At 52.6% G+C, this 22,686-nt stretch carries 24 protein-coding genes and 1 pseudogene; 16 read left to right on the forward strand and 9 right to left on the reverse strand.

The window, feature by feature from the left end:
* Window positions 1-160: 160 nt before the first annotated feature.
* Window positions 161-826: a response regulator gene (locus ACO0LF_RS18800; protein WP_423016730.1), complete on the reverse strand. Its 666-nt coding sequence runs from the start codon at window positions 824-826 to the stop codon at window positions 161-163.
* A gap of 144 nt (window positions 827-970) precedes the next feature.
* Here ACO0LF_RS18800 and ACO0LF_RS18805 point away from each other — a divergent pair, with 144 nt between their 5' ends.
* From ACO0LF_RS18805 to ACO0LF_RS18875, 15 genes are all read left to right on the forward strand, one after another.
* Window positions 971-1,918: a sensor histidine kinase gene (locus ACO0LF_RS18805; RefSeq protein ID WP_423016732.1), complete on the forward strand. Its 948-nt coding sequence runs from the start codon at window positions 971-973 to the stop codon at window positions 1,916-1,918.
* A 392-nt stretch (window positions 1,919-2,310) separates the two neighbouring features.
* A complete protein-coding gene (locus ACO0LF_RS18810) occupies window positions 2,311-3,135 on the forward strand; it encodes an alpha/beta fold hydrolase (RefSeq protein ID WP_423016967.1) in 825 nt (274 codons plus the stop codon).
* Between the two features lie 24 nt (window positions 3,136-3,159).
* A complete protein-coding gene (locus ACO0LF_RS18815) occupies window positions 3,160-3,543 on the forward strand; it encodes a hypothetical protein (RefSeq protein ID WP_423016734.1) in 384 nt (127 codons plus the stop codon).
* A gap of 68 nt (window positions 3,544-3,611) precedes the next feature.
* Window positions 3,612-5,048: a catalase gene (locus ACO0LF_RS18820; protein ID WP_423016736.1), complete on the forward strand. Its 1,437-nt coding sequence runs from the start codon at window positions 3,612-3,614 to the stop codon at window positions 5,046-5,048.
* Window positions 5,049-5,103: 55 nt separating this feature from the next.
* Entirely contained in the window at window positions 5,104-5,577 is a 474-nt protein-coding gene (locus ACO0LF_RS18825) for a hypothetical protein (protein ID WP_423016738.1), read from the forward strand.
* Between the two features lie 48 nt (window positions 5,578-5,625).
* Window positions 5,626-6,279, forward strand: a complete 654-nt coding sequence (locus ACO0LF_RS18830) for a hydrolase (RefSeq protein WP_423016740.1) — start codon at window positions 5,626-5,628, stop codon at window positions 6,277-6,279.
* Window positions 6,280-6,358: 79 nt separating this feature from the next.
* A complete protein-coding gene (locus tag ACO0LF_RS18835; RefSeq protein WP_423016742.1) occupies window positions 6,359-8,209 on the forward strand; it encodes an amidohydrolase in 1,851 nt (616 codons plus the stop codon).
* Window positions 8,210-8,234: 25 nt separating this feature from the next.
* Window positions 8,235-8,462, forward strand: a complete 228-nt coding sequence (locus tag ACO0LF_RS18840) for a DUF1427 family protein (protein WP_423016744.1) — start codon at window positions 8,235-8,237, stop codon at window positions 8,460-8,462.
* A 1-nt stretch (window position 8,463) separates the two neighbouring features.
* On the forward strand, window positions 8,464-8,616 hold the full coding sequence (locus ACO0LF_RS18845) for a DUF1427 family protein (RefSeq protein ID WP_162060251.1): 153 nt from the start codon (window positions 8,464-8,466) through the stop codon (window positions 8,614-8,616).
* A gap of 10 nt (window positions 8,617-8,626) precedes the next feature.
* The gene (locus ACO0LF_RS18850; protein WP_423016746.1) at window positions 8,627-9,043 is read left to right on the forward strand and encodes a DoxX family protein; all 417 of its coding nucleotides are present in this window, start codon (window positions 8,627-8,629) and stop codon (window positions 9,041-9,043) included.
* Window positions 9,040-9,699 carry a YoaK family protein gene (locus tag ACO0LF_RS18855; RefSeq protein ID WP_423016748.1) on the forward strand — a complete coding sequence of 220 codons (660 nt, stop codon included), beginning with the start codon at window positions 9,040-9,042 and terminating at the stop codon, window positions 9,697-9,699. Before ACO0LF_RS18850 ends, ACO0LF_RS18855 begins: the two co-directional genes overlap by 4 nt.
* A 150-nt stretch (window positions 9,700-9,849) precedes the next feature.
* Entirely contained in the window at window positions 9,850-12,957 is a 3,108-nt protein-coding gene (locus ACO0LF_RS18860; RefSeq protein ID WP_423016750.1) for a sensor histidine kinase, read from the forward strand.
* 453 nt (window positions 12,958-13,410) lie between these two features.
* Window positions 13,411-13,587: a hypothetical protein gene (locus tag ACO0LF_RS18865; RefSeq protein ID WP_423016752.1), complete on the forward strand. Its 177-nt coding sequence runs from the start codon at window positions 13,411-13,413 to the stop codon at window positions 13,585-13,587.
* Window positions 13,559-14,005, forward strand: coding sequence for an ester cyclase (locus ACO0LF_RS18870; protein ID WP_423016754.1), 447 nt, complete (start codon window positions 13,559-13,561; stop codon window positions 14,003-14,005). The genes ACO0LF_RS18865 and ACO0LF_RS18870 overlap by 29 nt, the downstream gene beginning before the upstream one ends.
* 619 nt (window positions 14,006-14,624) lie before the next feature.
* Complete coding sequence (locus ACO0LF_RS18875; RefSeq protein ID WP_423016756.1) at window positions 14,625-14,975, forward strand: hypothetical protein; 351 nt, start codon at window positions 14,625-14,627, stop codon at window positions 14,973-14,975.
* Between the two features lie 40 nt (window positions 14,976-15,015).
* Here the strand turns inward: ACO0LF_RS18875 and ACO0LF_RS18880 are convergent.
* The 7 genes and pseudogenes from ACO0LF_RS18880 to ACO0LF_RS18910 form a co-directional block, all read right to left on the reverse strand.
* A pseudogene (locus ACO0LF_RS18880) lies at window positions 15,016-15,282 on the reverse strand (transposase domain-containing protein); the annotation flags it as partial.
* A 349-nt stretch (window positions 15,283-15,631) separates the two neighbouring features.
* A complete protein-coding gene (locus ACO0LF_RS18885) occupies window positions 15,632-16,084 on the reverse strand; it encodes a hypothetical protein (RefSeq protein WP_423016758.1) in 453 nt (150 codons plus the stop codon).
* A 125-nt stretch (window positions 16,085-16,209) separates the two neighbouring features.
* Entirely contained in the window at window positions 16,210-16,587 is a 378-nt protein-coding gene (locus ACO0LF_RS18890; RefSeq protein ID WP_423016760.1) for a hypothetical protein, read from the reverse strand.
* 114 nt (window positions 16,588-16,701) lie between these two features.
* The gene (locus ACO0LF_RS18895; RefSeq protein WP_423016762.1) at window positions 16,702-18,006 is read right to left on the reverse strand and encodes an amidohydrolase family protein; all 1,305 of its coding nucleotides are present in this window, start codon (window positions 18,004-18,006) and stop codon (window positions 16,702-16,704) included.
* Between the two features lie 163 nt (window positions 18,007-18,169).
* Window positions 18,170-18,499, reverse strand: a complete 330-nt coding sequence (locus tag ACO0LF_RS18900; RefSeq protein ID WP_423016764.1) for a DHCW motif cupin fold protein — start codon at window positions 18,497-18,499, stop codon at window positions 18,170-18,172.
* A gap of 30 nt (window positions 18,500-18,529) precedes the next feature.
* Window positions 18,530-19,174 (reverse strand): Vat family streptogramin A O-acetyltransferase, encoded by a 645-nt coding sequence (locus ACO0LF_RS18905; RefSeq protein WP_423016766.1) that lies wholly within the window; start codon window positions 19,172-19,174, stop codon window positions 18,530-18,532.
* 7 nt (window positions 19,175-19,181) lie between these two features.
* The gene (locus ACO0LF_RS18910) at window positions 19,182-19,775 is read right to left on the reverse strand and encodes a hypothetical protein (protein ID WP_423016768.1); all 594 of its coding nucleotides are present in this window, start codon (window positions 19,773-19,775) and stop codon (window positions 19,182-19,184) included.
* 358 nt (window positions 19,776-20,133) lie between these two features.
* Between ACO0LF_RS18910 and ACO0LF_RS18915 the strand changes: the two genes are divergently transcribed.
* The gene (locus tag ACO0LF_RS18915; RefSeq protein WP_423016770.1) at window positions 20,134-21,876 is read left to right on the forward strand and encodes a DUF4214 domain-containing protein; all 1,743 of its coding nucleotides are present in this window, start codon (window positions 20,134-20,136) and stop codon (window positions 21,874-21,876) included.
* Between the two features lie 125 nt (window positions 21,877-22,001).
* Here the strand turns inward: ACO0LF_RS18915 and ACO0LF_RS18920 are convergent, their stop codons facing one another.
* Window positions 22,002-22,592: an RDD family protein gene (locus ACO0LF_RS18920; RefSeq protein ID WP_423016772.1), complete on the reverse strand. Its 591-nt coding sequence runs from the start codon at window positions 22,590-22,592 to the stop codon at window positions 22,002-22,004.
* Window positions 22,593-22,686: the final 94 nt, after the last annotated feature.

Below are 22,686 nucleotides of genomic sequence, written 5' to 3' on the forward strand. Positions count from 1 at the left end.
TCATAGACCAATTCCGCGATAGTCAAAGAGCCCAAGAGTTAAGCGAGCGTAATCGTACGCACGCTTATGCACCTCAAATGATGCGGGCGGTTGACAAGCAAGTCATCATAAATCGCATCCCGCGGCCGCGGTATAGCTTACTTGTCGCTTACTTATTTCCTCAGGATTTCATCGCCTGGTTAAGACAATTCAAATCGATGATGCCACGCTGCAGGGCCAGTACCGCGGCATGGGTGCGGTCGCTGGCGGTCAGTTTTGAGAGAATATTTTTGACGTGGGCTTTGACGGTATCTTCAGAGATGGCAAGATAAAGGGCAATGCGTTTATTGGATTTGCCATCAGCCACCAGCTTCAGCACCTCTACTTCGCGCTTGCTGAGTGCATCGCCGCTGGCGGGGGAGATCAATTCCATGGCAATGTCGCCGGGGATGCAGCGGCGACCACTGTTAACCTGGCGCACGGTGTCGAGCAAGTCCTTGCGTAGCATGCTCTTGAGCAGATAACCGGCGGCGCCGGCCTTGACGGCGCGCAAGGCGCGTACATCGCCTTCATAGGTGGTCAGGATGATGATCCTGGCTTGTGGGAATTCCTGGCGTATGGCGATGGTCGCGTCGATGCCATTCATGTCTGGCATCTGGATATCCATGAGCGTGACATCGGGGCGCAATGCACGGTAACTGTCCAGTGCCTCGTTACCATTGGTGGCCTCACCTACCAGGCGCATATCGGCCTGGCTTTCAATAACGCTGGCGATACCCTGTCGGAACAGGGGATGGTCATCCACTGACAAAATAGTGATTGCTGCGGTCGATTCGCAATGTTCCATGATTCCTGTTTGCAAAATGGACCTGGGAGCGGGTTTCCTCTGGCAGGAGGGCTGCGCATCCACAGTGTTTGTTAAAAAGTGCAATATAGCATCGTTTGGTGAAACTGGTATTGGCTCAACCACAAAATGACAGTGCAATAAAGCATGCCAGAAGCTGTCAATTACCCTGAATGGGTATTGCCTGTTTGCGCCGCTGGCATGACATTGCTCACTTCCTTCACATCAAACCAGGATTCCATGTTGATCGCAGCCTATCCGGTTTGCAGCATGCCTGGCACGCCACTTTTCTTCCATGACGCGATGCTGCCCTGGCAATCGATGCTGGCTGTGCTGGTGCTGAGTGCATGCATTTATTTCTTGTGCCAGGCGGGCATGTCACGCGCTGCCACCTTGAGCCAGCGGCGCTTGCAGGGCAGTCCTGTGCTTGAGGATGTGCACGATACCCTGATACAGGGCATGCAAGGGCTGATGCTGAGCCTGCAGACTACCGCTAGTCATTTACCTGGCGATGGACATGAGCGGGCTCAAATAGAAACGGTGCTGGACGAGGCTGATAATTTGCTGGCACAGGGACGGCAAGCCATGCAGGATGAACAAAGCGCTGCTCACTCAGGCACCGACCTGGAACAAGCGCTGGTCAGGCTGGCCATCAGTCTGGCATCTGGCAGCTACACTTCATTTCGCTTTTGCATCAGTGGTTCTGGCTTGCCTGCGACAAGAGACATGCTTACTACCCTTTATCAACTGGCACGGGTGGCCATGATCAATGCCGCCTTGCATGTGCATGCAGAGACGGTGGAAGTAGAGCTTTGTCATGCCTGGGGCAAGCTCAGCTTGCGCATCCGCGACGACGGCAAGGGCAGGGCAGTAAGAAATATAGATACAGATAAGCAGCACGGCTATCCCGGTGTGCAGCAAATGCTGGGGTATGCCATTGCCCTGCAAGCCAGACTGGAAATGTGGAGCGGCCCAGAGGCAGGTACAGAATTGTCACTGAGCCTGGGCAGCAAATCTGTACCCGACCGCCAGTTGGCAGTGTCGCGCTTAGACAGGGTCTGGCATTTTCTGCAAAAACAATTGTATCGACAATAGATGCAGCAGATTGATGTTGGTGGCCATCCAAAAACTACCCGAAATGATGAGTCGCCTACCCCGCTTTGGAGTGATGTGCAATTTTTACAAGAACCCTACACTAGCTCGCATCTGCTACACCCGGCTTGCCATTGTGCTCAACAGCCATTGTTTTGGGGCGGGGGCGTAGTCCTTTATTTATTGATGCAATTGGAGAATTCATGGAAACCAAAGACCACGACATGGCAGTGGATCACCAGCGGCGCAAGGTCTTGCTCGGCAGTGTAGCTACTGTCGGCGCAATCAGCCTGCCGTTTGGCGCCATGGCGATCTCTTCAACACAGGCCGATCAGGCCAATCAGACAGCACCAGCAACACCGGCAACAACAACTCACTTCCACGGAGAGAAAAAAATGGCTTACTTTAAAACCAAAGATGGTACCGATATTTATTACAAGGACTGGGGCTCAGGTCAGCCCGTCGTTTTTTGCCATGGCTGGCCATTGAATTCTGATAGCTGGGAATCGCAAATGATCTTCCTGGCCTCACAAGGCTTCCGCTGCATCGCCCATGACCGTCGTGGCCATGGCCGCTCCAGCCAACCCTGGGATGGCAATGACATGGATCACTACGCCGACGATCTGGCGCAGTTGATTGAATTGCTGGACCTGAAAAACGTCGTGCTGTTTGGCTTCTCTACCGGCGGTGGCGAAGTGGCGCGTTATATAGGCCGCCATGGCACCAAGCGCCTGGCCAAGGCTGGCCTGATCTCGGCTGTGCCACCTTTGATGCTGAAGACAGATAGCAATCCTGGTGGTTTGCCGATGTCGGTGTTTGATGGCCTGCGTGCCGGCTCACTGGCTAACCGTGCGCAGCTGTATCTGGATGTGGCAGGCGGGCCATTCTATGGCTTTAATCGCCCGGGTGCCAAAGTATCGCAAGGCCTGGTTTATTCCTGGTGGGCGCAAGGCATGCAGGGCGGGCACAAGAATACCTATGATTCCATCAAGGCATTCTCGGAAACTGATTTCAGGGAAGATCTCAAGAAATTCGATATCCCCACCCTGATCGTGCATGGTGATGACGACCAGATCGTGCCTATCGACGCTGCCGGACGTGCTTCTGCCAAACTGGTCAAGAATTCCAAACTGCTGGTCTACGCAGGCGCACCACATGGCTTGACGGATACCCACAAAGACCAGTTCAACAAAGACATGCTCAGTTTTATCAAGTCTTAAATACAGACCACCCCCAGCCGCGCTATGCAAAGACTGTATTCGATGTTTCCGGCTGGCCGGGCCGGGGCAGGTTTGCTGATACTGCGCATCGTGGTGGCCTTGCAGCTACCCGCAGCCAGTGCCTGTTGCAGCAAACCAGCAATGGCTGGCTGGGTAGACATGTTGATAGAGGGCCTGGCCGTCTTGCTATGCATAGGCATATTAACGCCGCTGCTTGCCCTGCTTTGCGGGGCGACGGCGGCTTTGTGCCTGTTCGGTCAGGGGGTGTTGTCCAGTGTGTCGCCAGTGATATGCCTGGTGATTGCCAATGCCATCGCACTGGCCTTGCTGGGGCCAGGAGCGTATTCCCTTGATGCGAAATTTTTTGGACGGCGCCTGATCGTCCTGCATGAAGGCAATGAGCAATGAGATGTTCGCAATCAGATACTCACTATCAGATACTTAATACCAGATACTCAATAAGCGAGTAGAAAAAAATGAATAAATTAACGACAGCAGCCGGTGCGCCGGTAGTCGATAACCAGAATACCCAGAGTGCCGGCCCGCGTGGCCCGCTCTTGCTGCAGGATATATGGCATCTGGAAAAAATGGCGCACTTCAACCGTGAAGTGATACCTGAACGCCGCATGCATGCCAAAGGCTCAGGCGCGTTTGGCACTTTCACGGTGACGCATGATATTTCTGCTTACAGCAAAGCCAGTGTATTTGCTGAAGTGGGCAAGAAGACCGATATCTTCATGCGCTTTTCTACCGTCGCCGGTGAGCGCGGCGCGGCTGATGCAGAACGCGACATCCGCGGTTTTGCCGTCAAGTTTTATACCGAAGAAGGTAACTGGGACGTGGTTGGCAATAACACTCCCGTGTTTTTTATGCGCGATCCGCTGAAGTTCCCGGATCTGAACCATGCCGTAAAACGCGACCCACGCAGCAACCTGCGCAGTGCTGACAATAACTGGGACTTCTGGACACTATTGCCAGAAGCCCTGCACCAAATCACCATCGTCATGAGTGACCGCGGCTTACCCGCAAGTTACCGGCATATGCATGGTTTTGGCAGCCACACCTATAGCATGTTGAATGCGGCCAATGAAAGACACTGGGTCAAGTTCCATTTTGTGTGCCAGCAAGGTATCGTCAACCTGACCGATGCAGAAGCAGAAAAACTGGTCGGGCAAGACCGTGAAAGTGCCCAGCGTGATTTATTCCATAGCATAGAACATGGTGATTTCCCGCGCTGGAGCCTGAAGATACAAGTCATGCCAGAAAAAGACGCCGCGACTTACCACATCAATCCCTTCGACCTCAGCAAGGTCTGGCCACACAAGGATTACCCGTTGATTGACGTCGGCGTGCTGGAATTAAATCGCAACCCTGACAATTATTTTGCAGATGTAGAACAAGCGGCCTTCTCGCCTGCCAATATTGTACCGGGCATCGGTTTTTCACCAGACCGCATGTTGCAGTCACGCTTGTTTGCCTATGGCGATGCACAGCGCTACCGCCTCGGCGTCAACCACCACCAGATACCAGTGAATGCGCCAAGATGCCCTTTCCACAGTTACCACCGTGACGGTGCAGCCAGGGTCGATGGCAATCAGGGCAGCCTGATCGGCTATGAACCCAATTCCAAAGGCGCATGGCAACAACAGCCTGCATTTGCCGAACCGCCACTGGCACTGGAAGGCGCGGCAGGCCACTGGGATCATCATGTCGATGAAGATTACTACAGCCAGCCTGGCAATCTGTTCCGCCTGCTCAGCACAGACAAGCAGCAACTCTTGTTTGAGAATACGGCACGCTCTCTCAGTGGCGCCGCGCTGGAGATACAACAACGCCACGTCAGTAACTGCAGCAAGGCTGATCCTGCCTATGGTGCAGGTGTTGCCGCCGCGCTGCAAGCTCTGGCGAGCTAAGTTTTTTTGCAAGTAAAAGTATTACAACCCATTAACGTCAGGAGAGGGAAAGATCATGTTTGGACTTACCGTACTCGGTATTTTTCATACCACCATCAGTCTGGTGGCTGTCATTGCCGGCCTGCATGCATTCTGGCGCTGGCAGGCCATAGACCCGCGCAAGACCGGCGGCAAAATATATCTGGTGACCACAGTGGTTTCTTGCCTGACTGGCCTGGGCATATTTGCCCACGGCGGCTTTGGCAAACCGCATGCCCTGGCCCTGATCACGCTGGTGGTGTTGGCGATAGCCGTGCTGGCGCAAACCAGTTCTTTGTTTGGCCGTTTTTCAAGACAGGTTGAGGTAGTCAGCTATTCACTGAGTTTTTTCTTTCATCTGATACCTGGCATTACCGAAACCAGCACGCGCCTGCCTTTGGGTCACCCTCTGCTGGACAGCCCGGAAGCACCCGTCTTGCAAACTTTATTTGCGGTGTTATTTGTCGTTTTTCTTGTTGCGGCAGTCTGGCAAGCCAGACGCATAAAATAAAAGTAGTCCCCATCCACCTAGCCATCCAATTTTTTGAAAGAACACACCATGCCTATCGCTAAAGCAGAACCAGGTAAAGCCCTGTTGAACCCGACTAACCATACCCTGATCATGATAGATCATCAACCGCAAATGGCCTTTGCGACTAAATCCATCGACCTCGTGGCCTTACGCAATAATGCCGCCATGGTGGCCAAGGCTGCCAAGGAGTTCCAGGTGGCGACCATACTGACCACGGTGGCAGAAAAGTCTTTTTCCGGCCCCATCTTTGAAGAAATCAAAAACGTTTTCCCCGATGAAAAAATCGTTGACCGCACCAGCATGAACACATGGGAAGACAGCCGCATTGCCGAGCTCGTCAATGCCAAGGGCAAGGACAGAATCGTGCTGGCTGGCCTGTGGACTTCCGTCTGCATCGTCGGCCCGGCTATCTCGGCGCTGGAACAAGGTTTTGAAGTGTATGTGATTGCTGATACCTGCGGTGATGTCTCGGCAGAAGCTCACCAGCACGCCATGGAGCGCATGATACAAATGGGTGCCCGCCCGATGACATCGCTGCAATATCTGCTCGAATTACAACGTGACTGGGCACGTGGCGAGACTTACAATCAAACTGTTGCTACTGCCATCACCCATGGCGGCGGCTATGGTCTGGGCCTGATTTATGCGAAGAGCATGTTCAATGCCAGTGAAGCGCATTAATCTTTGGCAGGCTTTTGTTTTTAATGATCCGGTGGCTGAAAACCACCGGATCAATGATGATTTTCCAAGAGGTAACCACATGCACGCAGACCTGATCTTAAACAACGGCCAGTTCCACACAGTAGACCGCAGCCAGCCACTCGCTGGTGCAGTCGCCATCAAGGATGGCAAGTTCCTGGCGGTTGGCGATACAGAAAGCGTCATGCGCTTCAAGGCAGCCACAACCCAAATCATCGACTTGCAAAAGCGCTGCGTCATCCCCGGCCTGAATGATTCGCACATCCACCTGATACGCGGTGGCCTCAACTACAATCTTGAGCTGCGCTGGGAAGGCGTGCCCTCGCTGGCAGATGCCCTGCGCATGTTGAAAGAGCAGGCCTTGCGCACGCCGCAGCCGCAATGGGTCAGGGTCGTTGGCGGCTGGACTGAGTTCCAGTTCGCAGAAAAGCGCATGCCCACGCTGGAAGAAATCAATGCTGCTGCGCCAGATACGCCCGTGTTTATCCTGCATCTGTATGACAGGGCGCTGCTCAACCGAGCGGCCTTGCGCGCAGTGGGTTATACCAAGGACACACCTAACCCGCCCGGTGGCGAAATCCAGCGCGATGCCGCAGGCAACCCTACCGGTATGCTCATCGCCAAACCCAATGCGATGATACTGTATGCCACCCTGGCCAAAGGCCCCAAACTGCCGCTGGACTTGCAAGTCAATTCTACCCGCCAGTTCATGCGTGAGCTGAACCGCCTGGGTTTGACCAGCGCCATTGATGCTGGTGGTGGCTTCCAGAACTATCCTGAAGACTATGCCATCATCGACCAGCTTGCCAAAGACCAGCAGTTGACCATACGCATCGCCTACAACCTGTTCACCCAGAACAAAGGGCAAGAGCTGCAAGACTTTGAGCGCTGGACTGACATGGTCAAGCCCGGTGATGGCAGCGACTTTTACCGTCACAATGGCGCGGGTGAAATGCTGGTATTTTCTGCCGCCGATTTTGAAGACTTTCTGGAGCCGCGCCCCGACCTGGCCGCAGGCATGGAAGACGAACTCGAAAAAGTCGTGCGCCATCTGGTCAGCCAGCGCTGGCCTTTCCGTCTGCATGCAACCTATGATGAGTCTATCAGCCGCATGCTCGATGTGTTTGAAAAAGTCAACCGCGACATCCCTTTTGATGGCCTGCACTGGATGTTTGACCATGCCGAGACGATTACAGAACGCAATATAGAACGCGTGCGCGCACTCGGTGGCGGCATCGCCATCCAGCACAGGATGGCTTTCCAGGGGGAATATTTTGTAGAACGTTATGGCGCAGACGCTGCCCGCGCTACCCCACCTGTTGCCAAGATGCTGGAGATGGGCGTGCCCGTAGGTGCAGGCACTGACGCCACCCGCGTGGCCAGCTATAACCCCTGGACTGCGCTGTACTGGCTGGTCTCTGGCCGCACCGTCGGTGGCTTGCGCCTGGCCAGCGTCAATGCGCAATTATCACGCGATGCCGCGCTGGAGTTATGGACGCTGGGCAGTAGCTGGTTTTCCAATGAGCAAGGTAAAAAAGGCCAGATCAAGGAAGGCCAACTGGCTGACCTGGCCGTGCTGTCGGCTGATTATTTCAGCGTGACGGAAGAAAGCATCAAACACATAGAAGCGGTACTCACCATCGTTGGTGGCAAGATTGTGTATGGCGCGGCAGAATTTAATCCCTTGTCACCCCCTGCCATACCGGTGCTGCCAGACTGGTCGCCTGTCACCAAGGTCAGCGGCCATTATCGCGCAGTGACAAACACGCAAAAAACCGCCTTGCCGCACCAGTGCCGTGGTGCTTGTGGTGTGCATGTACACAGGCATGATGTGGCACGTGCTGCCAATGTACCAGTCTCTGATTTTTCAGGGTTCTGGGGTGCGCTCGGTTGTAGTTGTTTTGCGTTTTAATTTTGCGTTTTTAGAGAGCATCACTATGCGTTATTCAAAAATTTTGCTGGGGCTGCTCATCTCCTTCGTCACTGGAGCGGGCTGCAAATTGCTGCATATACCCGTGCCTTCACCGCCGGTGTTGAGCGGGGCTTTTTTAGTGTTTACCATGAGCCTGGGTTATTGGCTGGTTGACCGTTACACCCAGGCGCAAGAAGCGAAACACAAGGCCTTGTGCGGCGGCCATGCTTTAGATGACAAGAAGGGAACTTGAGATGGATATCGCCATAGGTGCATTACTGGGTTTGGCTATCGGTGGTTTATGCCGCTGGCTGGATATTCCTTCGCCAGCACCACCAACGCCCATCGGCGCTTTGCTGGTGGTGGCCATGACGGTCGGTTACCTGGCTGCTGGTCAGTTCGCCTGAAAGGCATAAGATGCGTACAACGAATTTCTTCCAGCGGCTGTCCATGCCAGCCAAACCTGATCTGGGCTTGCTCTTCCTCAGGCTGGCTGGCGCTTTCATGCTCTTGTATGTGCATGGCTTGCCCAAGCTGATGCATTACAGCACAGAGCTGGCGCATATTGATGATCCTATGCATCTGGGCCGCAGCCTGACGTTGTGGCTGGCGCTGCTGGCAGAAATTGTATGCCCGCTACTGATTGCAGCAGGCATCTTGACAAGGCTGGCTAGCCTGCCCATCATCTTCCTGCTGCTGGTGTCCATGCTGGCGGTACACCCTGACTGGAGCATCGCCGAAGGCCAGTTTGGCTGGCTGTTGCTGATCATCTTTGGCACTATCGCCCTGGCCGGGCCGGGCAGGTATTCATTGAGCAAAGGTAACACTGCATGACAAGCAAGCACACGCTGGGTATTGCCCTTGGTTTTACCGCAGGTTATGTTGATACCGTGGGCTTTGTCGCCCTGTTTGGCTTGTTCACTGCCCATGTCACTGGCAACTTTGTGCTCATCGGCAGCGAGCTGGCCCACCCCAGCCATGGTGTGCTGATCAAGTTTCTGGCTTTCCCGGCCTTTATCCTGGCAGTGGCACTGGCACGCATTGTTGCTGTCAAGCTGGAAGCCAGCGGTAAATCCGCTGCGCGTGCGCTGACAGGCATGCAGTTGCTGTTCTTGCTGGCCTTCATGCTGCTGGGCTGCTTATCCGTTCCTGTGCAAAGCACAGACGCTGTCTTGCCCCTGGTCGCCGGCATAGCCGGTGCCGCTGCCATGGGCATACAAAACGCCGCCAGCCGCCTGGTATGGACAGAACTGGCACCCACCACCGTGATGACAGGCAATGTCACCCAGATCGTGATTGACCTGGTAGATATACTCAGGGGCAGTGCAGTGACAGGCACCAAGGCCCGCTTGTGGAAATTTTTGTGGCCAGTACTCGCCTTTGGCGTAGGGGCAGTAGGCGGGGCATTTGCATTTATGTATGCAGGTTTTTTTGCGCTGGTCTTGCCAGTGCTGATTTTATGTGCGGTTTTGCTGTTTTTTTCTGAGTAAGCGAAGCTGCATATTCATCTGTATTCTTGATACATTACCCTTACAGTACAAATAAGCGTAAAAAGTAATCGCTTATCATTTGTTTCGTTTTGATAAATTTGGTTAGACTGTGGGCTATAGATTGTTTATTTATCGTCCAGGATCACCCACGTGCTTTTTCCCAAATGGCAGACCTTGCTGAAAACCGGCATGGCTGCGCTGTTGTTCAGCTCCCTTTTTATTCTCCTCAGGCCTGTCACTGCGGCTGAGGCCAATTATTCCACCGTGACTACAGCCCAGCCCAGCCGCTTGCTGTCTGACTATACTCACACCCCCTGGAATGCTCTCAATGGCGCGCCCAGTGATGTACTCAAGTTTGCCCAGACCACCGATGGCTGGTTGTGGATAGCCACGCCCACGGGCCTGTTCCGTTTTGATGGATTGCGTTTTGAGCGTATGGATAAAGTCCAGGGTCAGCCACTACGATCCAGCAATGTACTGGGTTTGCTGGGCACACCCGATGGCAGCCTGTGGGTAGGTTATCGTTTTGGCGGCATCAGCGTTTTCAAGAACAATACCGTGCGCACTTTTACCGAGGCAGACGGCCTGCCCGGCGGCAGCGTCATGAGCATGACCCTGGGGCCGGACGGCAGCATCTGGGCCGCCACCCGTGAAGGCCTGGCGATGCTGGCTCCGGGAGCGCAGCGTTTCAAGCCCGTAGGCACTGACAGTGGTTTACCACAATTCATGGCCAGGCAAATTCTGTTTGACAAGGCTGGTGTGCAATGGGTTTCTGTCAAGGGTGGCGTCTACTTTCGTCGCCCTGGTGAGGCCCGCTATATCCAGGCCTGGCCCAAACTCGATTTGATGGCCATGGCAGAAAGCCCCGACGGCACGCTATGGGCTTCTGACGGTGCGTATAAATTCTATCGCATGAGTACCCGCGCCCCGGCAGGCAATGCCGCCCCCAGACCAGAGATAGAAGGCAATGGTATGTTCTTTGATCGTGATGGCGTCATGTGGATCCTGCGCACCCACGCACTGGAACGTCGCCAGGCACCGTGGACAGCCGACAGCGGCCCCGACCAGTTGTTAACCAAAGAGAGTGGCATGAGCGGCCCCTTGCCGCAGACTTTTTTCCAGGACAGAGAAGCTAATATCTGGATAGGCACCTCCCACGGGCTGGACCGCCTGCGTCGCAATCGCCTGCATATTTTGCCGGTGGCGCTACCGTTTGATCATCCCTCCATGGCCAGTGCTGGCAATGGCGAAGTCATCACCGCTGATTTTGCTGGAGTAGTGCGCCGCTTCAAAGACTCTGGCGATCTCAAGCAAGAATTGCGAGGACAATTCAGCATGGCTTATCGCGCTGATGATGGCTTGATCTGGCTGGGTAATGATACTGGATTGTGGCGACGCGAGAATTCTGGAAAGTTCAGTACGTTGCCCATGCCACCTGATATTGCGGGTAACCAGGTCCAGGCCATGGTCGCGATCGACTCTCGGCAACAATGGGTCTCTGTATCACGCAAAGGATTATTCCGTATTGATGAAGGTAAATGGCAATTGCAAAGCGGCCTCAATGGCTTGCCCACCGAGACAGTCATGAGCCTCACCAAGGACAACCATGGCCGCATCTGGGCGGGCTATTTGTATAGCCACATTGCCCTGATAGACGGCAAGCATGTCCAGCTCTTTGGCAAAGAGCAAGGTCTTGAACTCGGCAATGTGCTGGCCCTGCAAGCCGATGGCGAACACCTTTGGGCAGGTGGTGAATATGGCCTGGCACTGTACAACAGCAAACTTGACGCCCAACATTTTGTACCTGTCAAAGTCAGCGGCCAACAAGCCTTGAGAGGCATATCAGGCATAGTCCGCACCGCCACTGGCGACCTCTGGCTGCATGGCGCAGATGGCATTACCCACATCCCTGCCAGCGAAGTTGAACAGCTATTGCGTGATCCCGCCCATGTCACAAATTATGAGCGTTTCAATGCACTCGATGGCTTGCTGGGCAGCCCATCGCAACTGCGGCCATTGCCATCGCTGATTGCCGCCAGTGATGGCCAGCTGTGGTTTTCTACCACCAGCGAAATCGCCACGATAGATACTCAAAAAATCGCTCGCAATCTTCTGCCACCGTCTGTGCAGATTACCGCTGTCCACGCTGGTAGCAAAGACTATGCGGCGCAGCCAGCACTGCAATTGCCAAAAGAAAACCGCGACATCCAGATCAGCTTTACTGCACTGAGCCTCAGCATGCCGGAACGCATCAGCTTTCGCTACCAACTGCAAGGCTATGACAAAGGCTGGCAAGACTCGCAGGGACGGCGCGAAGCCTTCTACACCAATCTGCCACCTGGCAATTATCGCTTCATGGTCAAAGCCGCCAATGAAGATGGCCTGTGGAATGAGCAAGGCACGGCCATGCAAATCGGTATCACGCCCGTTTTCACAGAGACACCATGGTTCATTGCCTTGCTGCTCTTGCTGGCCACGGTATTCTTGTATGTACTCTACCTGCTGCGTATACGCTACCTGACCGCCCACATGCAAGACCTCATGCATGAAAGACTGGCAGAACGCACCCGTATCGCCCGCGGCCTGCACGACACCCTGCTGCAAAGCGTGCAAGGTCTCATCATGTATTTTGACAGCCAGGCACGCCGCCTGCCCAGCGACTCGGAAGAACGTGCCAAGCTCGAACAAACCCTGGACCTGGCCGATCAGCTCATGGTAGAAGGGCGCGAACACATCATGGACCTGCGCAGCCAATCCGTACCGGAAGAACTGGAACAGGCACTGCAGCAATATGGCAGTATCCTGCTCAATGAACGTTTCACACTGACCGTGCGTGGCAAGCCGCACTGGCTATGCGAAGCGGTCCGCAATGAAATCCATGCCATTGCCCGTGAAGCCCTGCTCAATGCAGCAAGACATTCAAATGCCAGCAAGGTCACACTGGAGCTGGAATATCAGCGTGATTACTTTACCCTGCGTGTCGCAGACAATGGGCAAGGGCTACCTGTCGCCATCGTCGAGGCAGGACAACGCGAAGGCCACTGGGGACTGGTGGGAATGAAAGAGCGTGCAGAGGCCATGGGCGCAAACTACCTCATGAAATCCGTAGCGGGTGAGGGTACTGCGATACAGGTCAGACTGCCTGCCAATCTGGCATATACCAATGCAGTTGGTAGCGCTCTTGACGTATGGCCAAGATTTTTTGGAATGGGAAGACTAAGAAAATTATTTGGCAGGGCGGGACATGGCAACAAATGAAGCGTGTGAGCCAGGACAGATTGTCCCATTCCCAAAATAGGTGAATGAGACTGAGACGCCAGGTGGCTGTAATTGACCTGCATTTTTTCACGCTTGCGGATGTTGAAAGCCTGGGGCATGACCTGGAACTGCTTTTGCACCGGGCATCTGAGCTTCGTCAATAAAAGTGACTGCTTGCCACGGTAAGCCCCGGCATACAGGATCAAACTTCTTCCCGTATACATCCAACGATAAGCAACGACAAGCAACGCTATACATTAATGCATAGCTGCTAGTCATTTTTCGGCAATTCTATTTGCCTGGATCTTCATACATACTCCTTCCATCGCAGTAGGTCTGAACACCTGCAAGCTCATAGACGATGATCTTGCTGACTGGCGCAGGCGTACTCCAGCAGATGGGCGATGAATAAACGTCGACATAAATTTTTCAACAAAATTTCAGGAGCTTTTCATGAATTCAATCAGCAAAATTACCCGTAGAGCCATGCAGGTGGTCGCCGCAATTACATTAACTGGCGCGGGCATGACAGCGGCTTTCGCTGCGACTGCTGAGGCTGCAACATCTGCCACAGGCGCAATCACACCAACATCAAGGCCGCTTGGCCACGCCTCACCAGGCACTGACTAAGCAATGGATCTCGCTGTGGAATGGGGACCTGGAATTGGCAAAAGCCATCATCGCACCCGATTTCGCCTTGCATGCCACGCTGCTGGATGGACGTGCCGATACTGCGATTAGTGGTCCGGCAGGGCTTGCGGCCTGGGTAGCACAAAGCCATGGACTTTTCAAAAATCTGCAATTCTCGGTACAAGTCGGCCCCATAGTCGACGCTAACTTTGTCGTGCTGCGCTGGGAGGCAACTGGCAACTATGGCGGCGGCATGCCAGGTGCGAATGCTGCCATCGGTACACCTGTGGAATTTACAGGGACAGACATCCTTCGTATTGAGGATGGGAAGGTGAAAGACTATTGGCTTAATGCTGATACAGCAAATCTGCTGATGCAGTTAAAGTTTGGACAAACACCAGCAGCCACGGCGAATTAAACGTTTTATTTCTTGCGTAGGTACGATTAGCAAGCGTAATCGTACGCATGTCTATTTACCTCTGCTACTTTGATAAAGCGTGATGCTTATTTTTTGAATTCAGTAAGGCCATGCACTGGATTTTTGTGAAAAATATCAAATCACAATGAGGTCGCCCGATGTATAACATGCGTACGATTACGCGGGGCTAATCGTACCTACGGGGTGCGGCATAAAACCCTGGATGCCAGATCAAGTCTGGCATGACGATGTTGGAGGCTAATTGCTGGCGGTGGGTGTTACCATGTATTAGGTAACAGAGAAAAAAATGGTTTGCGAACATGTATTTCGCAATTAAAGCCCATATCCTCAAACCCGTCATGCCGGGCTCGATCCGGCATCCAGCGGCGTTGCTTGCATACTGATGCAGTCTGTTTGCAGATAAATCTGAAATGACGGTAGATAACAGGAGTATCCAAGGAATATACACTGCTCATTCCAGCATGCAGGTGGCCTGTATTTGATACTTGACCGGCTTGCATGCGTACGATTACGCTGACGCTAATCGTAGCTATGCTTGTTATTTTATTTTGCACGCAGAGGTTCGTCAGGTTTACGAAATACTTTTTAGGATGATTATATGATTGAAAGCACTTACAAGTCGTCAGCGACAAAATCTGAAAAAGAAAATGCTGAGGCACAAATGGCACCTAAAGCCGATAAAATTCTTGCCCTTTTCTTGACATTCATAGCTATGGTATTAAGTGGAGGGCGGCAATATTGGGAATCACATGGGGGAATACCAGAAGCAATCGGTGGTGGTATTGGTGGATTACTTATGTCACTTATCCCTGTAGGCCTATGTCAAATCCGGAGTAAATTCAGAAATGAGAAATCCCGGTACAAAATATTTCTTTGGTCGGTATCAATTGTTTGTACTCTTTCTGTTGTAGGATTCTTGCAGTTATTTATGTTGACAAATAAAGCCTGACAGTCAGTAAGCGCGCAGCCACCCCACCTATAAAAAGAAGTTACAGCGGAGTAGAGTTCTGAAATGGCAGCAGGGAATCGATTTGGCTGTCAGGGCATGTCGGGATACGTTCCAGGACACTGGTCAGCCATTGCAGTGGATTAAGACCGTTAAGTCTTGCCGTGCCCAGTAAAGTCTGGATAGCGGCAGCACGTCGTCCTGCGCGTTCTGAGCCTGCGAACAGCCAGTTCTTCTTGCCAATGGCAATAGGCCGTATCGCGTTCTCGACCGCGTTGTTATCGATCGGCAGCCTGCCCGAAGCTACAAACAGCTCTTATATTTATTTCGCGTAGGTACGATTAGCGCAAGCGTAATCGTACGCATGTCTATTTACCTCTGCTACTTTGATAAAGCGTGATGCTTATTTTTTGAATTCAGTAAGGCCATGCACTGGATTTTTGTGAAAAATATCAAATAACAATGAGGTCGCCCGATGTATAACATGCGTACGATTACGCGGGGCTAATCGTACCTACGGGTTGGGGCATGAATTAGTGTGTGCAGCATGTTTAAATAATTCAGATGCGCACTTTGTTGAATCACACTATGTATGAATGCTGGCTCAGGTAGATACGATTAGATACGTAATTGCGCACAAAATTGAAAATGTAGGCATATCAGACCGGCTCCCTCGATTTTCCAATTAATCGCTTAATTGATGTCACTGCAGATTTACGATTTTTTGCCAATTTAAAATGTTTAGGCAGATGTAATAATGAAGCTAGATATCCCGTATGGTCGTGATAATTCCTATTGGAAGACTGGATAAATTCTAGTAGAACGTTTGCATGTTCCAATGAAAATGCCCAAAGTATTTTTCCTTTTACCTGACACTTCCAAAAAGCATCACGTGGCCAATGGATTGTTTTTCTCCCTGAAAAACCACAATTGAGACAAGAAATATCGGCTTCAAAGATACCCGGCTCCCCGATGGCCTCATAACTAATGCTTGCTCCAACCTGAGTTGCTTTGGTGATCGGGGCGTTTGAGCAAATTGCATGTCCTTTGCACTTCGCGCATTCAACCGAGAACTCTTGGGGAAACGAGAACCATTGGTATATATGCGTCATGATGATAACTAACTCTTATTTGAAAGTTGGTAACCAGCTCAGGTAGGTACGATTAGCGCGAGCGTAATCGTACGCATGTGTATCCGCCTAAAATACGTTGCAAAGCCTGACGTTCATTTCGCCGCTTACTTATTCCCCTGCACCATCTGCGCATCAATATCAGCCAGGCATTCAATACCACGCTGGGTGATGGTCATCTTGCCGGTGTCGGCATCGACTGCGACGTGGGCTTTTTTGCCGAGGAAGGTGGCGACCGGGCCGGGCAGGCTGGTGTCGGGGTCATTGGCAATGGCGCGCAAGCCATCGATGCATTGTTTGATGAACAGGGTTTGCCTGCCGGTGTCGGTCAATTCCAGCGTGCCGTCCTTGCGGTAAGTCATGAACTTGATGCCGCACAGGCGCTTGGCATTGCGGCTGATGCAGGCATTCGGTTTTGTATTGCGCGGCAGCTTGCTTAATTGCTCAAGTGCGTCGTATTCATCTATGCTGAGTTTCTGATTCATTGCTGCTTTCTAAAAAAGAAACACAGATTAAAATGAAGAATCCCGGTTCCTGGTTTTCTTCTGATCTTCTCTGTGTCTCTGTGCCTCTGTGTTGAGAGGTCTTGACTTAAAAAATTACTTGTAAACCTTGCCGCTCTTCATGACGAATTTCACTTTCGTCAGGCTTGTTACATCCGTCAGCGGATCAGCATCGACAGCAATGATGTCCGCCAGCTTGCCCACCTTGATACTGCCGACCTTGTCTTGCAAGCCCAGCAAATCTGCTGCATTGATGGTGGCTGCCTGTATGGCTTGCAGTGGCGTCATGCCATACTTGACCATGTAATAAAATTGCTTGCCATTATCGCCATGCGGATAAACCCCGGCATCGGTGCCAAAAGCCATGCGGGCACCGCCTTCCAGGGCCGCCCGGAAGTTATCGCGCTGTTTTTGGCCTATTTCTTTTTCCTTGGCCAGGGATTCGGGCAAGAAACCTGCTTTTTCGCCTTCGCCGAGAATATAGTCGTCATTATAGATGTCCATGACCAGCCATGTCCCATGTTGTTTGGCTAATTTGATGCCTTCTGCGTCAATCAGGCTGCTGTGTTCAACAGAATCGACACCGGCGCGGATGGCGTCGCTGATGCCACTGGCACCGTGTGCATGGGCGGCAACCTTGCGGCCCAGCTTGTGGGCTTCTTGCACGATGGCCTGCATTTCTTCCAGCGTGTATTGCTGGGCACCGGCAGCATCGCCTTTGGATAAGACGCCACCAGTAGCGCAAATCTTGATGAGATCGGCACCATATTTGGCCATTTCACGCACTTTGCTGCGTGCGGCCCAGGGGCCGTCTGCCACGCCCTTGCCAGTGTCATTGTATTCTGGCGGCAAGAGATTATTGTCGCAATGGCCACCCTTGATGCCTATGGCATAACCGGCAGCCAGGATGCGTGGGCCAGGGAAGTCGCCATCATTGATGGCATCGCGCAGGGCAACGTCGGCAAAACCTTCAGAGCCTACATCGCGCACGGTGGTGAAACCGGCATTAAGGGTATCACGCGCAGCCCGGACGCCATACAGGGCAGAACGTATAGTGGATGTCCCCAGAGAGCTATAGCCATGCTGGCGCGGATTGCTGGTCAGGTGGGTATGGGCATCGATCAGGCCGGGCAAGACGGTGGCGTTGGAGAGGTCGATGAGCTTGGCATTGTAAGGAATGGGTGTGCCGGCAATCGGGACTATGGCTGTAATGCGTTCGTTCACGATGACGATCAACTGGTCACGCAAGACTTTGCCGGTTTCTACATCCAGCAAGCGGCCTGCCTTGATGGCTGTGGTTTCCACGCCGGGGTGCTTGTCCTGTGCATATGCCAGGTTTGCTGTCAACGCCAGGCTACATAGCATGCTGCTCAATAAGGCTGATATCAGTTTGTTCTTCATTCTTGGTCCCTATGGTATTGATAGACTGATTGTTATCTTGCCAGCAAGGCTGGGGCGTTGCTTGCGAGTGAATATACCATAGGGCAATAGGGGTGCTGCGGGCGCTGGCCAGCCAGGGTAAATTCGCGGGAGTTTTACATGCGTTGAAGCGTTAAAGGCGCAATTAATCGACAATAAACAATTTCGCGCCAATGGCCGTGGATGAGCGATGTGCCTCCGCAGCATCGGCAACCTGGTAGCTCATGCCTGCCGTCAACGTCAGCACGCGGCCATCGTCAAGCTCGGTTTGCATTTCACCTTCCAGGCACAGCAGGATATGTCCCTTGCTACACCAGTGATCGGCCAGGTAGCCGGGGGTGTATTCGACCATGCGCACACGGATGTCACCAAACTGGCAAGTGCGCCAAAAGGCTTTTCCTGTGATGCCGGGATGTTCGGTTTTTTCCAGGGCTGACCAGTCTGTCGTGCCAAAAGGGATATCGGTAATTTTCATATAGGTATAAAAAAATAAATTGTCCTGATGCTACTCTGCCGCCAGCGCACTGGTCTTTAAGGCAGCGACATCGCCACTGACGATAACATGGATGTAGCGGCTGATTTTCTCTACCGGCCAGTCCCACCAGGCGATTTCTTCCAGAGTCTCGATGATGTCGTTGCTAAAACGCTGGCGTATGCTTTTGGCTGGATTGCCACCGACGATACTATAGGCGGGTACATCGCTGACAACCACAGAGCGTGAGGAAATGATGGCGCCATTGCCTATCTTCACACCCGGCATGATCAGGGCTTCATACCCTATCCAGACATCATTGCCTATGATGGTGTCACCCTTGTAGGGCAGGGCGTCCAGGTCCATGGGTGTTTTCTCCCAGCCATTGCCAAAGATCTGGAAAGGGTAGGTTGAGATGCCAGCCATATTGTGATTGGCACCATTCATGATGAATTTGACACCACGCGCCAGTGCACAAAACCTGCCTATGATGAGCTTGTCGCCGATGAAGGGGAAATGGTAGAGCACATTGCGCTCGAAATTTTCTGCATCGTCGGGGTCATCATAATAGGTGTAGTCACCGATGAGGATGTGCGGATTGCTGACGGTATTCTTGATATAGCAAACCTGGGGGAAGCCTTGCATGGGATGCTTGTTGCTTGGGTCTGGTCCGTGCATGAGAATATCAATGTTGGATGTCGTCTAATAATTGGTGCAGGGCCTTCGTCATGGCCTTGATCGAGCCTTGCATATCCCATTCATCATTGTCGACATTGACGAAATTAGAGACGGCGCGTAACTCCAGGAAGGGCTGGTTTTCGCGCAGGCAGGTGTAGAAGAAGGCCGCGCCTTCCATGTTTTCGAGATCGACGAACTCTGTGTCGACATAATGTGCCATGGCGGCATTGAGAGACATGCTGCGTGCCCGTGGCAAACCGGTACCTGCCGGGATGTGCGGGCAGTGCAGGGTATGGCGGCGTTCAAATTCCATGTCTATGGGCAGATGGGCGAGATGGGTAAAGCCGTCTGGTGTGAAAAAACCGAGATCGCCTTCGACTTCGCTTTCCACCAAGGCCACATCGCCTAGTTTGAAACTGGAATGCGGATAGGCACCGGCGATGCCTGCCATAATCAGTAAATCTGGCTCATATTCATAAATCGCCTGCAGGCTGGCATGGGCGGTGGCGGTCAGGCCTACCCCGGAGACGATGCTGATGATGCCTTCACGCTGGAACAGACTGGCTTCGGTCTGGGTAGGGAAGAGTATGACTATTTTCATGATGCATTGCTTTCTGCTGGTTTGCCAAGGCGACTAGCGAGTGAGTTTCATTTTATCAATTGTGCCGCGATAAAAAAATTGAATTGGCTGGCTTTTTAAGCCTTGTTGCATGAATTGCGCAGAATTTTTTTGGAATATACTGCTTAAATCAGGATTTTGCCGTCTGGCAAGGGCATGGATACTAGCAGGATGAATTCGCAGGATGAATTTTTACACGATATTGGCATGAGACACTGGGGCTGGTAGAAAGTTTGCCATAAGTTTTCCAAAGGTTTGCCCCAAGTTTGCCGTAAACCAAGGGATACTTGATGTTTCCTTGTTTCTTCTATAAACATTTGCTGCAGATAGTGCAGGTGCAATGATGGCTAAAACCAATAAAGAATTTGTAACAGGCTTGTTCCAGGTCTTATGGGACAGACAACCTGACCAGCAGACCGTGGATCTGTATGCTTCGCGCCTGGATTCAGGCTTGCTGACCCGTGCAGGGGTGGAATACAGTTTCCTGATCGCGCCGGAATACAGCCAGGCTTCTGAGCAGATAGTGCGCCTGTATCTGGCTGCTTTTAACCGCATCCCGGATACTGATGGTTTCCTGTTCTGGATGGGGGTACACAGAAATGGCGGTGCAAATAGCCAGATCGCCGACGTGTTTGCCCACTCGGAAGAATTTACCGCCAAGTACGGTACAAATTTATCGAATACGCAATTTCTGGATTTGATTTATCAAAATGTGCTGGGCCGCAAAGCCGATGTCGCCGGTCGCGACTATTGGGTAGACCAGATGAACAATGGCATGGCGCGTGGTGATATCGTCAACCTGTTTGCCCAGTCGCAGGAATTCAAAATTGCCGTCGCCACCAAGGTCTATGCCAGTGTCGTGTACACCACCCTGATAGGACGCATGCCGACAACGGCAGAGGCGGCTGCAGCCCCCAGCAATGTGGAGCAACTGGTCCTCAAGGTGGCGCAAGCTTCTGAGGTGGCGCAAACTTTTGGCAGCATCAGTTACTCAGCCCCCGCCTTTGTGGAAAAACAGATCAATGATGGCAGTGTCACTGGCAGCATCATACTGACACTGACAGGCGACACCTTCAAGGGCAATGTTGGTGCCAGCCTGGGCAAGCTTGGAAATATACCCACCGGCCTGACTGGTACCCTGGTCAAGACCACCGATACCACAGCCACCCTGACATTGACCGGCAATGCTACTGCCCATGCCAGTATCAATAATGTCAGCAATCTGACCGTTACTTTGGACAATACCTCCTTCACAGGTGGCAAAGTGGCCAATATCCTCAATGCCGTGAAGAGCGATTTGCAAATCAATTTCATCGATATCCCCCTCAATGAAACCAATCATGTGCTGAGTGGCAAGGGGGCGCTGACAACGCCGCTAATGATCGATTTGAACTCGGACACCCTGACCCTGGACAGCAAACCCCTGGCCCTGCTGAGTGGCGATGTTAAACAAATCAACCATGTAGACCTGAGCGCTATTGCTCCGGTTGCCACCACTGGCGGCACACCGTCTGCCAGCAAGGTGACGGTGACCACCACCATCAAGGGGGATGCCGCCAATAATCTGCTGATAGGTTCCAGCTACCCCAACTTTTTCGACGGTGGCCCCGGCTTCGATACCATGCAGGGTGGCACAGGCGTTGATACCTATGTCTTTGGCACGACCCCGGTGGCAAATGGGGTGGACACCATCACTAATTTCGCCATAGGCAAGGGTGGCGACGTATTGAATTTTTCTGCCTTCCTGAACAAAACCGGCACCAGCAAAATCGCCGCCGTCAACGCCGCTGCCATCATCCCTAAAGCCTGGGCCAATGGCGATGTGCTGACGGTACAGGGCAATGCCCTCGATCCAAGCAAGCTGGCAGCCTTGTTTGGTCCTGGAAAAGCCTTTACCGCTCCCACCGTCGCCAGCAAAATGGTCTTGATCACTGCCGACATCATCGGTGACGCCAGCATCTGGTTCGTCATCAACCAGCTGGATGTTGCCAACATCACGCCAGATGAAATCGTGCTGGTGGGGACCCTGACGAATGTCAATAATCTGACCCTGGTCGGGTTTGATGCGACGAATTTTTTGTGATGATGACAGTGATAGCGGCTTGCGCATGGTATTGAGTCGCTATTTTCGTAGGAGCGGCTTCAGCCGCGAAGGTATTGCCGTGTCCATCGGTTCGCGGCTAAAGCCGTTCCTACAGAAGCGGGTATTTATTTTACTGCACTGGCTTTCATGACCTTGGTCCTCGCGATGAGATCCCCCAGGCGGAACTTGCTGCGCCCCAGGATAAAAAACCAGTCTACTACCGTCAGCAAAGCGAGATTGCGGATGAGAGATTGCGGCAGGTTACAAGCTTGCTCGGTGTCAGCGTGGACTACCCGTATTTTCATGATGCGTTTGCCCAGGCTCTGGCCGTCAAAGCCATCCTTGAAGAGCAGATACAGTAGCCACAAGATGAGGATGGCACGGTTGGTTTGCTTGAACAGATTGGGCATGGTTACCGTGATCAGCAAACCCAGCGCTACCAACAGGAGTGCCACACCAACCGTGTCTATGAGCAGTGCCAGCAAGCGCTTGTACAGACGAGCGCGCTTATTATCGGCAAGCTGTAAGGCAGTGGCGATTTTTAACTGGTCACGCTCTGCACGCAAGACAGAAATATCCACACCACGCACCGACAAAACGGATTCCAGGGTCGCATATTCATGATCGTGCAGATCGGGCTTGATGCCCAGGGCGAGCAAGTCCACCGTCTCTCTTGACATGTAATTTTCATGCAGTTGTACGCGTAGTGCATCCATGTTTGCTGCTCAAAGTCAAATTGAGGAAGCCTGATTCATGATAGTTCATGCATCAGCAAAATTACGGTGAATTTGTTGCAAAATATTACACAAT

Origin of the sequence: Undibacterium sp. Di27W, assembly GCF_049340345.1 — a bacterium.
Taxonomy (GTDB): Bacteria; Pseudomonadota; Gammaproteobacteria; order Burkholderiales; family Burkholderiaceae_D; genus Undibacterium.

What these genes read in the sequence shown, in the direction of transcription:
- ACO0LF_RS18800 (WP_423016730.1), bottom strand. Translation starts at nt 826, where the DNA reads ATGGAACATTGCGAATCGACCGCAGCAATCACTATTTTGTCAGTGGAT.
- ACO0LF_RS18805 (WP_423016732.1), top strand. Translation starts at nt 971, where the DNA reads ATGCCAGAAGCTGTCAATTACCCTGAATGGGTATTGCCTGTTTGCGCC.
- ACO0LF_RS18810 (WP_423016967.1), top strand. Translation starts at nt 2,311, where the DNA reads ATGGCTTACTTTAAAACCAAAGATGGTACCGATATTTATTACAAGGAC.
- ACO0LF_RS18815 (WP_423016734.1), top strand. Translation starts at nt 3,160, where the DNA reads ATGCAAAGACTGTATTCGATGTTTCCGGCTGGCCGGGCCGGGGCAGGT.
- ACO0LF_RS18820 (WP_423016736.1), top strand. Translation starts at nt 3,612, where the DNA reads ATGAATAAATTAACGACAGCAGCCGGTGCGCCGGTAGTCGATAACCAG.
- ACO0LF_RS18825 (WP_423016738.1), top strand. Translation starts at nt 5,104, where the DNA reads ATGTTTGGACTTACCGTACTCGGTATTTTTCATACCACCATCAGTCTG.
- ACO0LF_RS18830 (WP_423016740.1), top strand. Translation starts at nt 5,626, where the DNA reads ATGCCTATCGCTAAAGCAGAACCAGGTAAAGCCCTGTTGAACCCGACT.
- ACO0LF_RS18835 (WP_423016742.1), top strand. Translation starts at nt 6,359, where the DNA reads ATGCACGCAGACCTGATCTTAAACAACGGCCAGTTCCACACAGTAGAC.
- ACO0LF_RS18840 (WP_423016744.1), top strand. Translation starts at nt 8,235, where the DNA reads ATGCGTTATTCAAAAATTTTGCTGGGGCTGCTCATCTCCTTCGTCACT.
- ACO0LF_RS18845 (WP_162060251.1), top strand. Translation starts at nt 8,464, where the DNA reads ATGGATATCGCCATAGGTGCATTACTGGGTTTGGCTATCGGTGGTTTA.
- ACO0LF_RS18850 (WP_423016746.1), top strand. Translation starts at nt 8,627, where the DNA reads ATGCGTACAACGAATTTCTTCCAGCGGCTGTCCATGCCAGCCAAACCT.
- ACO0LF_RS18855 (WP_423016748.1), top strand. Translation starts at nt 9,040, where the DNA reads ATGACAAGCAAGCACACGCTGGGTATTGCCCTTGGTTTTACCGCAGGT.
- ACO0LF_RS18865 (WP_423016752.1), top strand. Translation starts at nt 13,411, where the DNA reads ATGAATTCAATCAGCAAAATTACCCGTAGAGCCATGCAGGTGGTCGCC.
- ACO0LF_RS18875 (WP_423016756.1), top strand. Translation starts at nt 14,625, where the DNA reads ATGATTGAAAGCACTTACAAGTCGTCAGCGACAAAATCTGAAAAAGAA.
- ACO0LF_RS18885 (WP_423016758.1), bottom strand. Translation starts at nt 16,084, where the DNA reads ATGACGCATATATACCAATGGTTCTCGTTTCCCCAAGAGTTCTCGGTT.
- ACO0LF_RS18890 (WP_423016760.1), bottom strand. Translation starts at nt 16,587, where the DNA reads ATGAATCAGAAACTCAGCATAGATGAATACGACGCACTTGAGCAATTA.
- ACO0LF_RS18895 (WP_423016762.1), bottom strand. Translation starts at nt 18,006, where the DNA reads ATGAAGAACAAACTGATATCAGCCTTATTGAGCAGCATGCTATGTAGC.
- ACO0LF_RS18900 (WP_423016764.1), bottom strand. Translation starts at nt 18,499, where the DNA reads ATGAAAATTACCGATATCCCTTTTGGCACGACAGACTGGTCAGCCCTG.
- ACO0LF_RS18905 (WP_423016766.1), bottom strand. Translation starts at nt 19,174, where the DNA reads ATGCACGGACCAGACCCAAGCAACAAGCATCCCATGCAAGGCTTCCCC.
- ACO0LF_RS18910 (WP_423016768.1), bottom strand. Translation starts at nt 19,775, where the DNA reads ATGAAAATAGTCATACTCTTCCCTACCCAGACCGAAGCCAGTCTGTTC.
- ACO0LF_RS18915 (WP_423016770.1), top strand. Translation starts at nt 20,134, where the DNA reads ATGATGGCTAAAACCAATAAAGAATTTGTAACAGGCTTGTTCCAGGTC.
- ACO0LF_RS18920 (WP_423016772.1), bottom strand. Translation starts at nt 22,592, where the DNA reads ATGGATGCACTACGCGTACAACTGCATGAAAATTACATGTCAAGAGAG.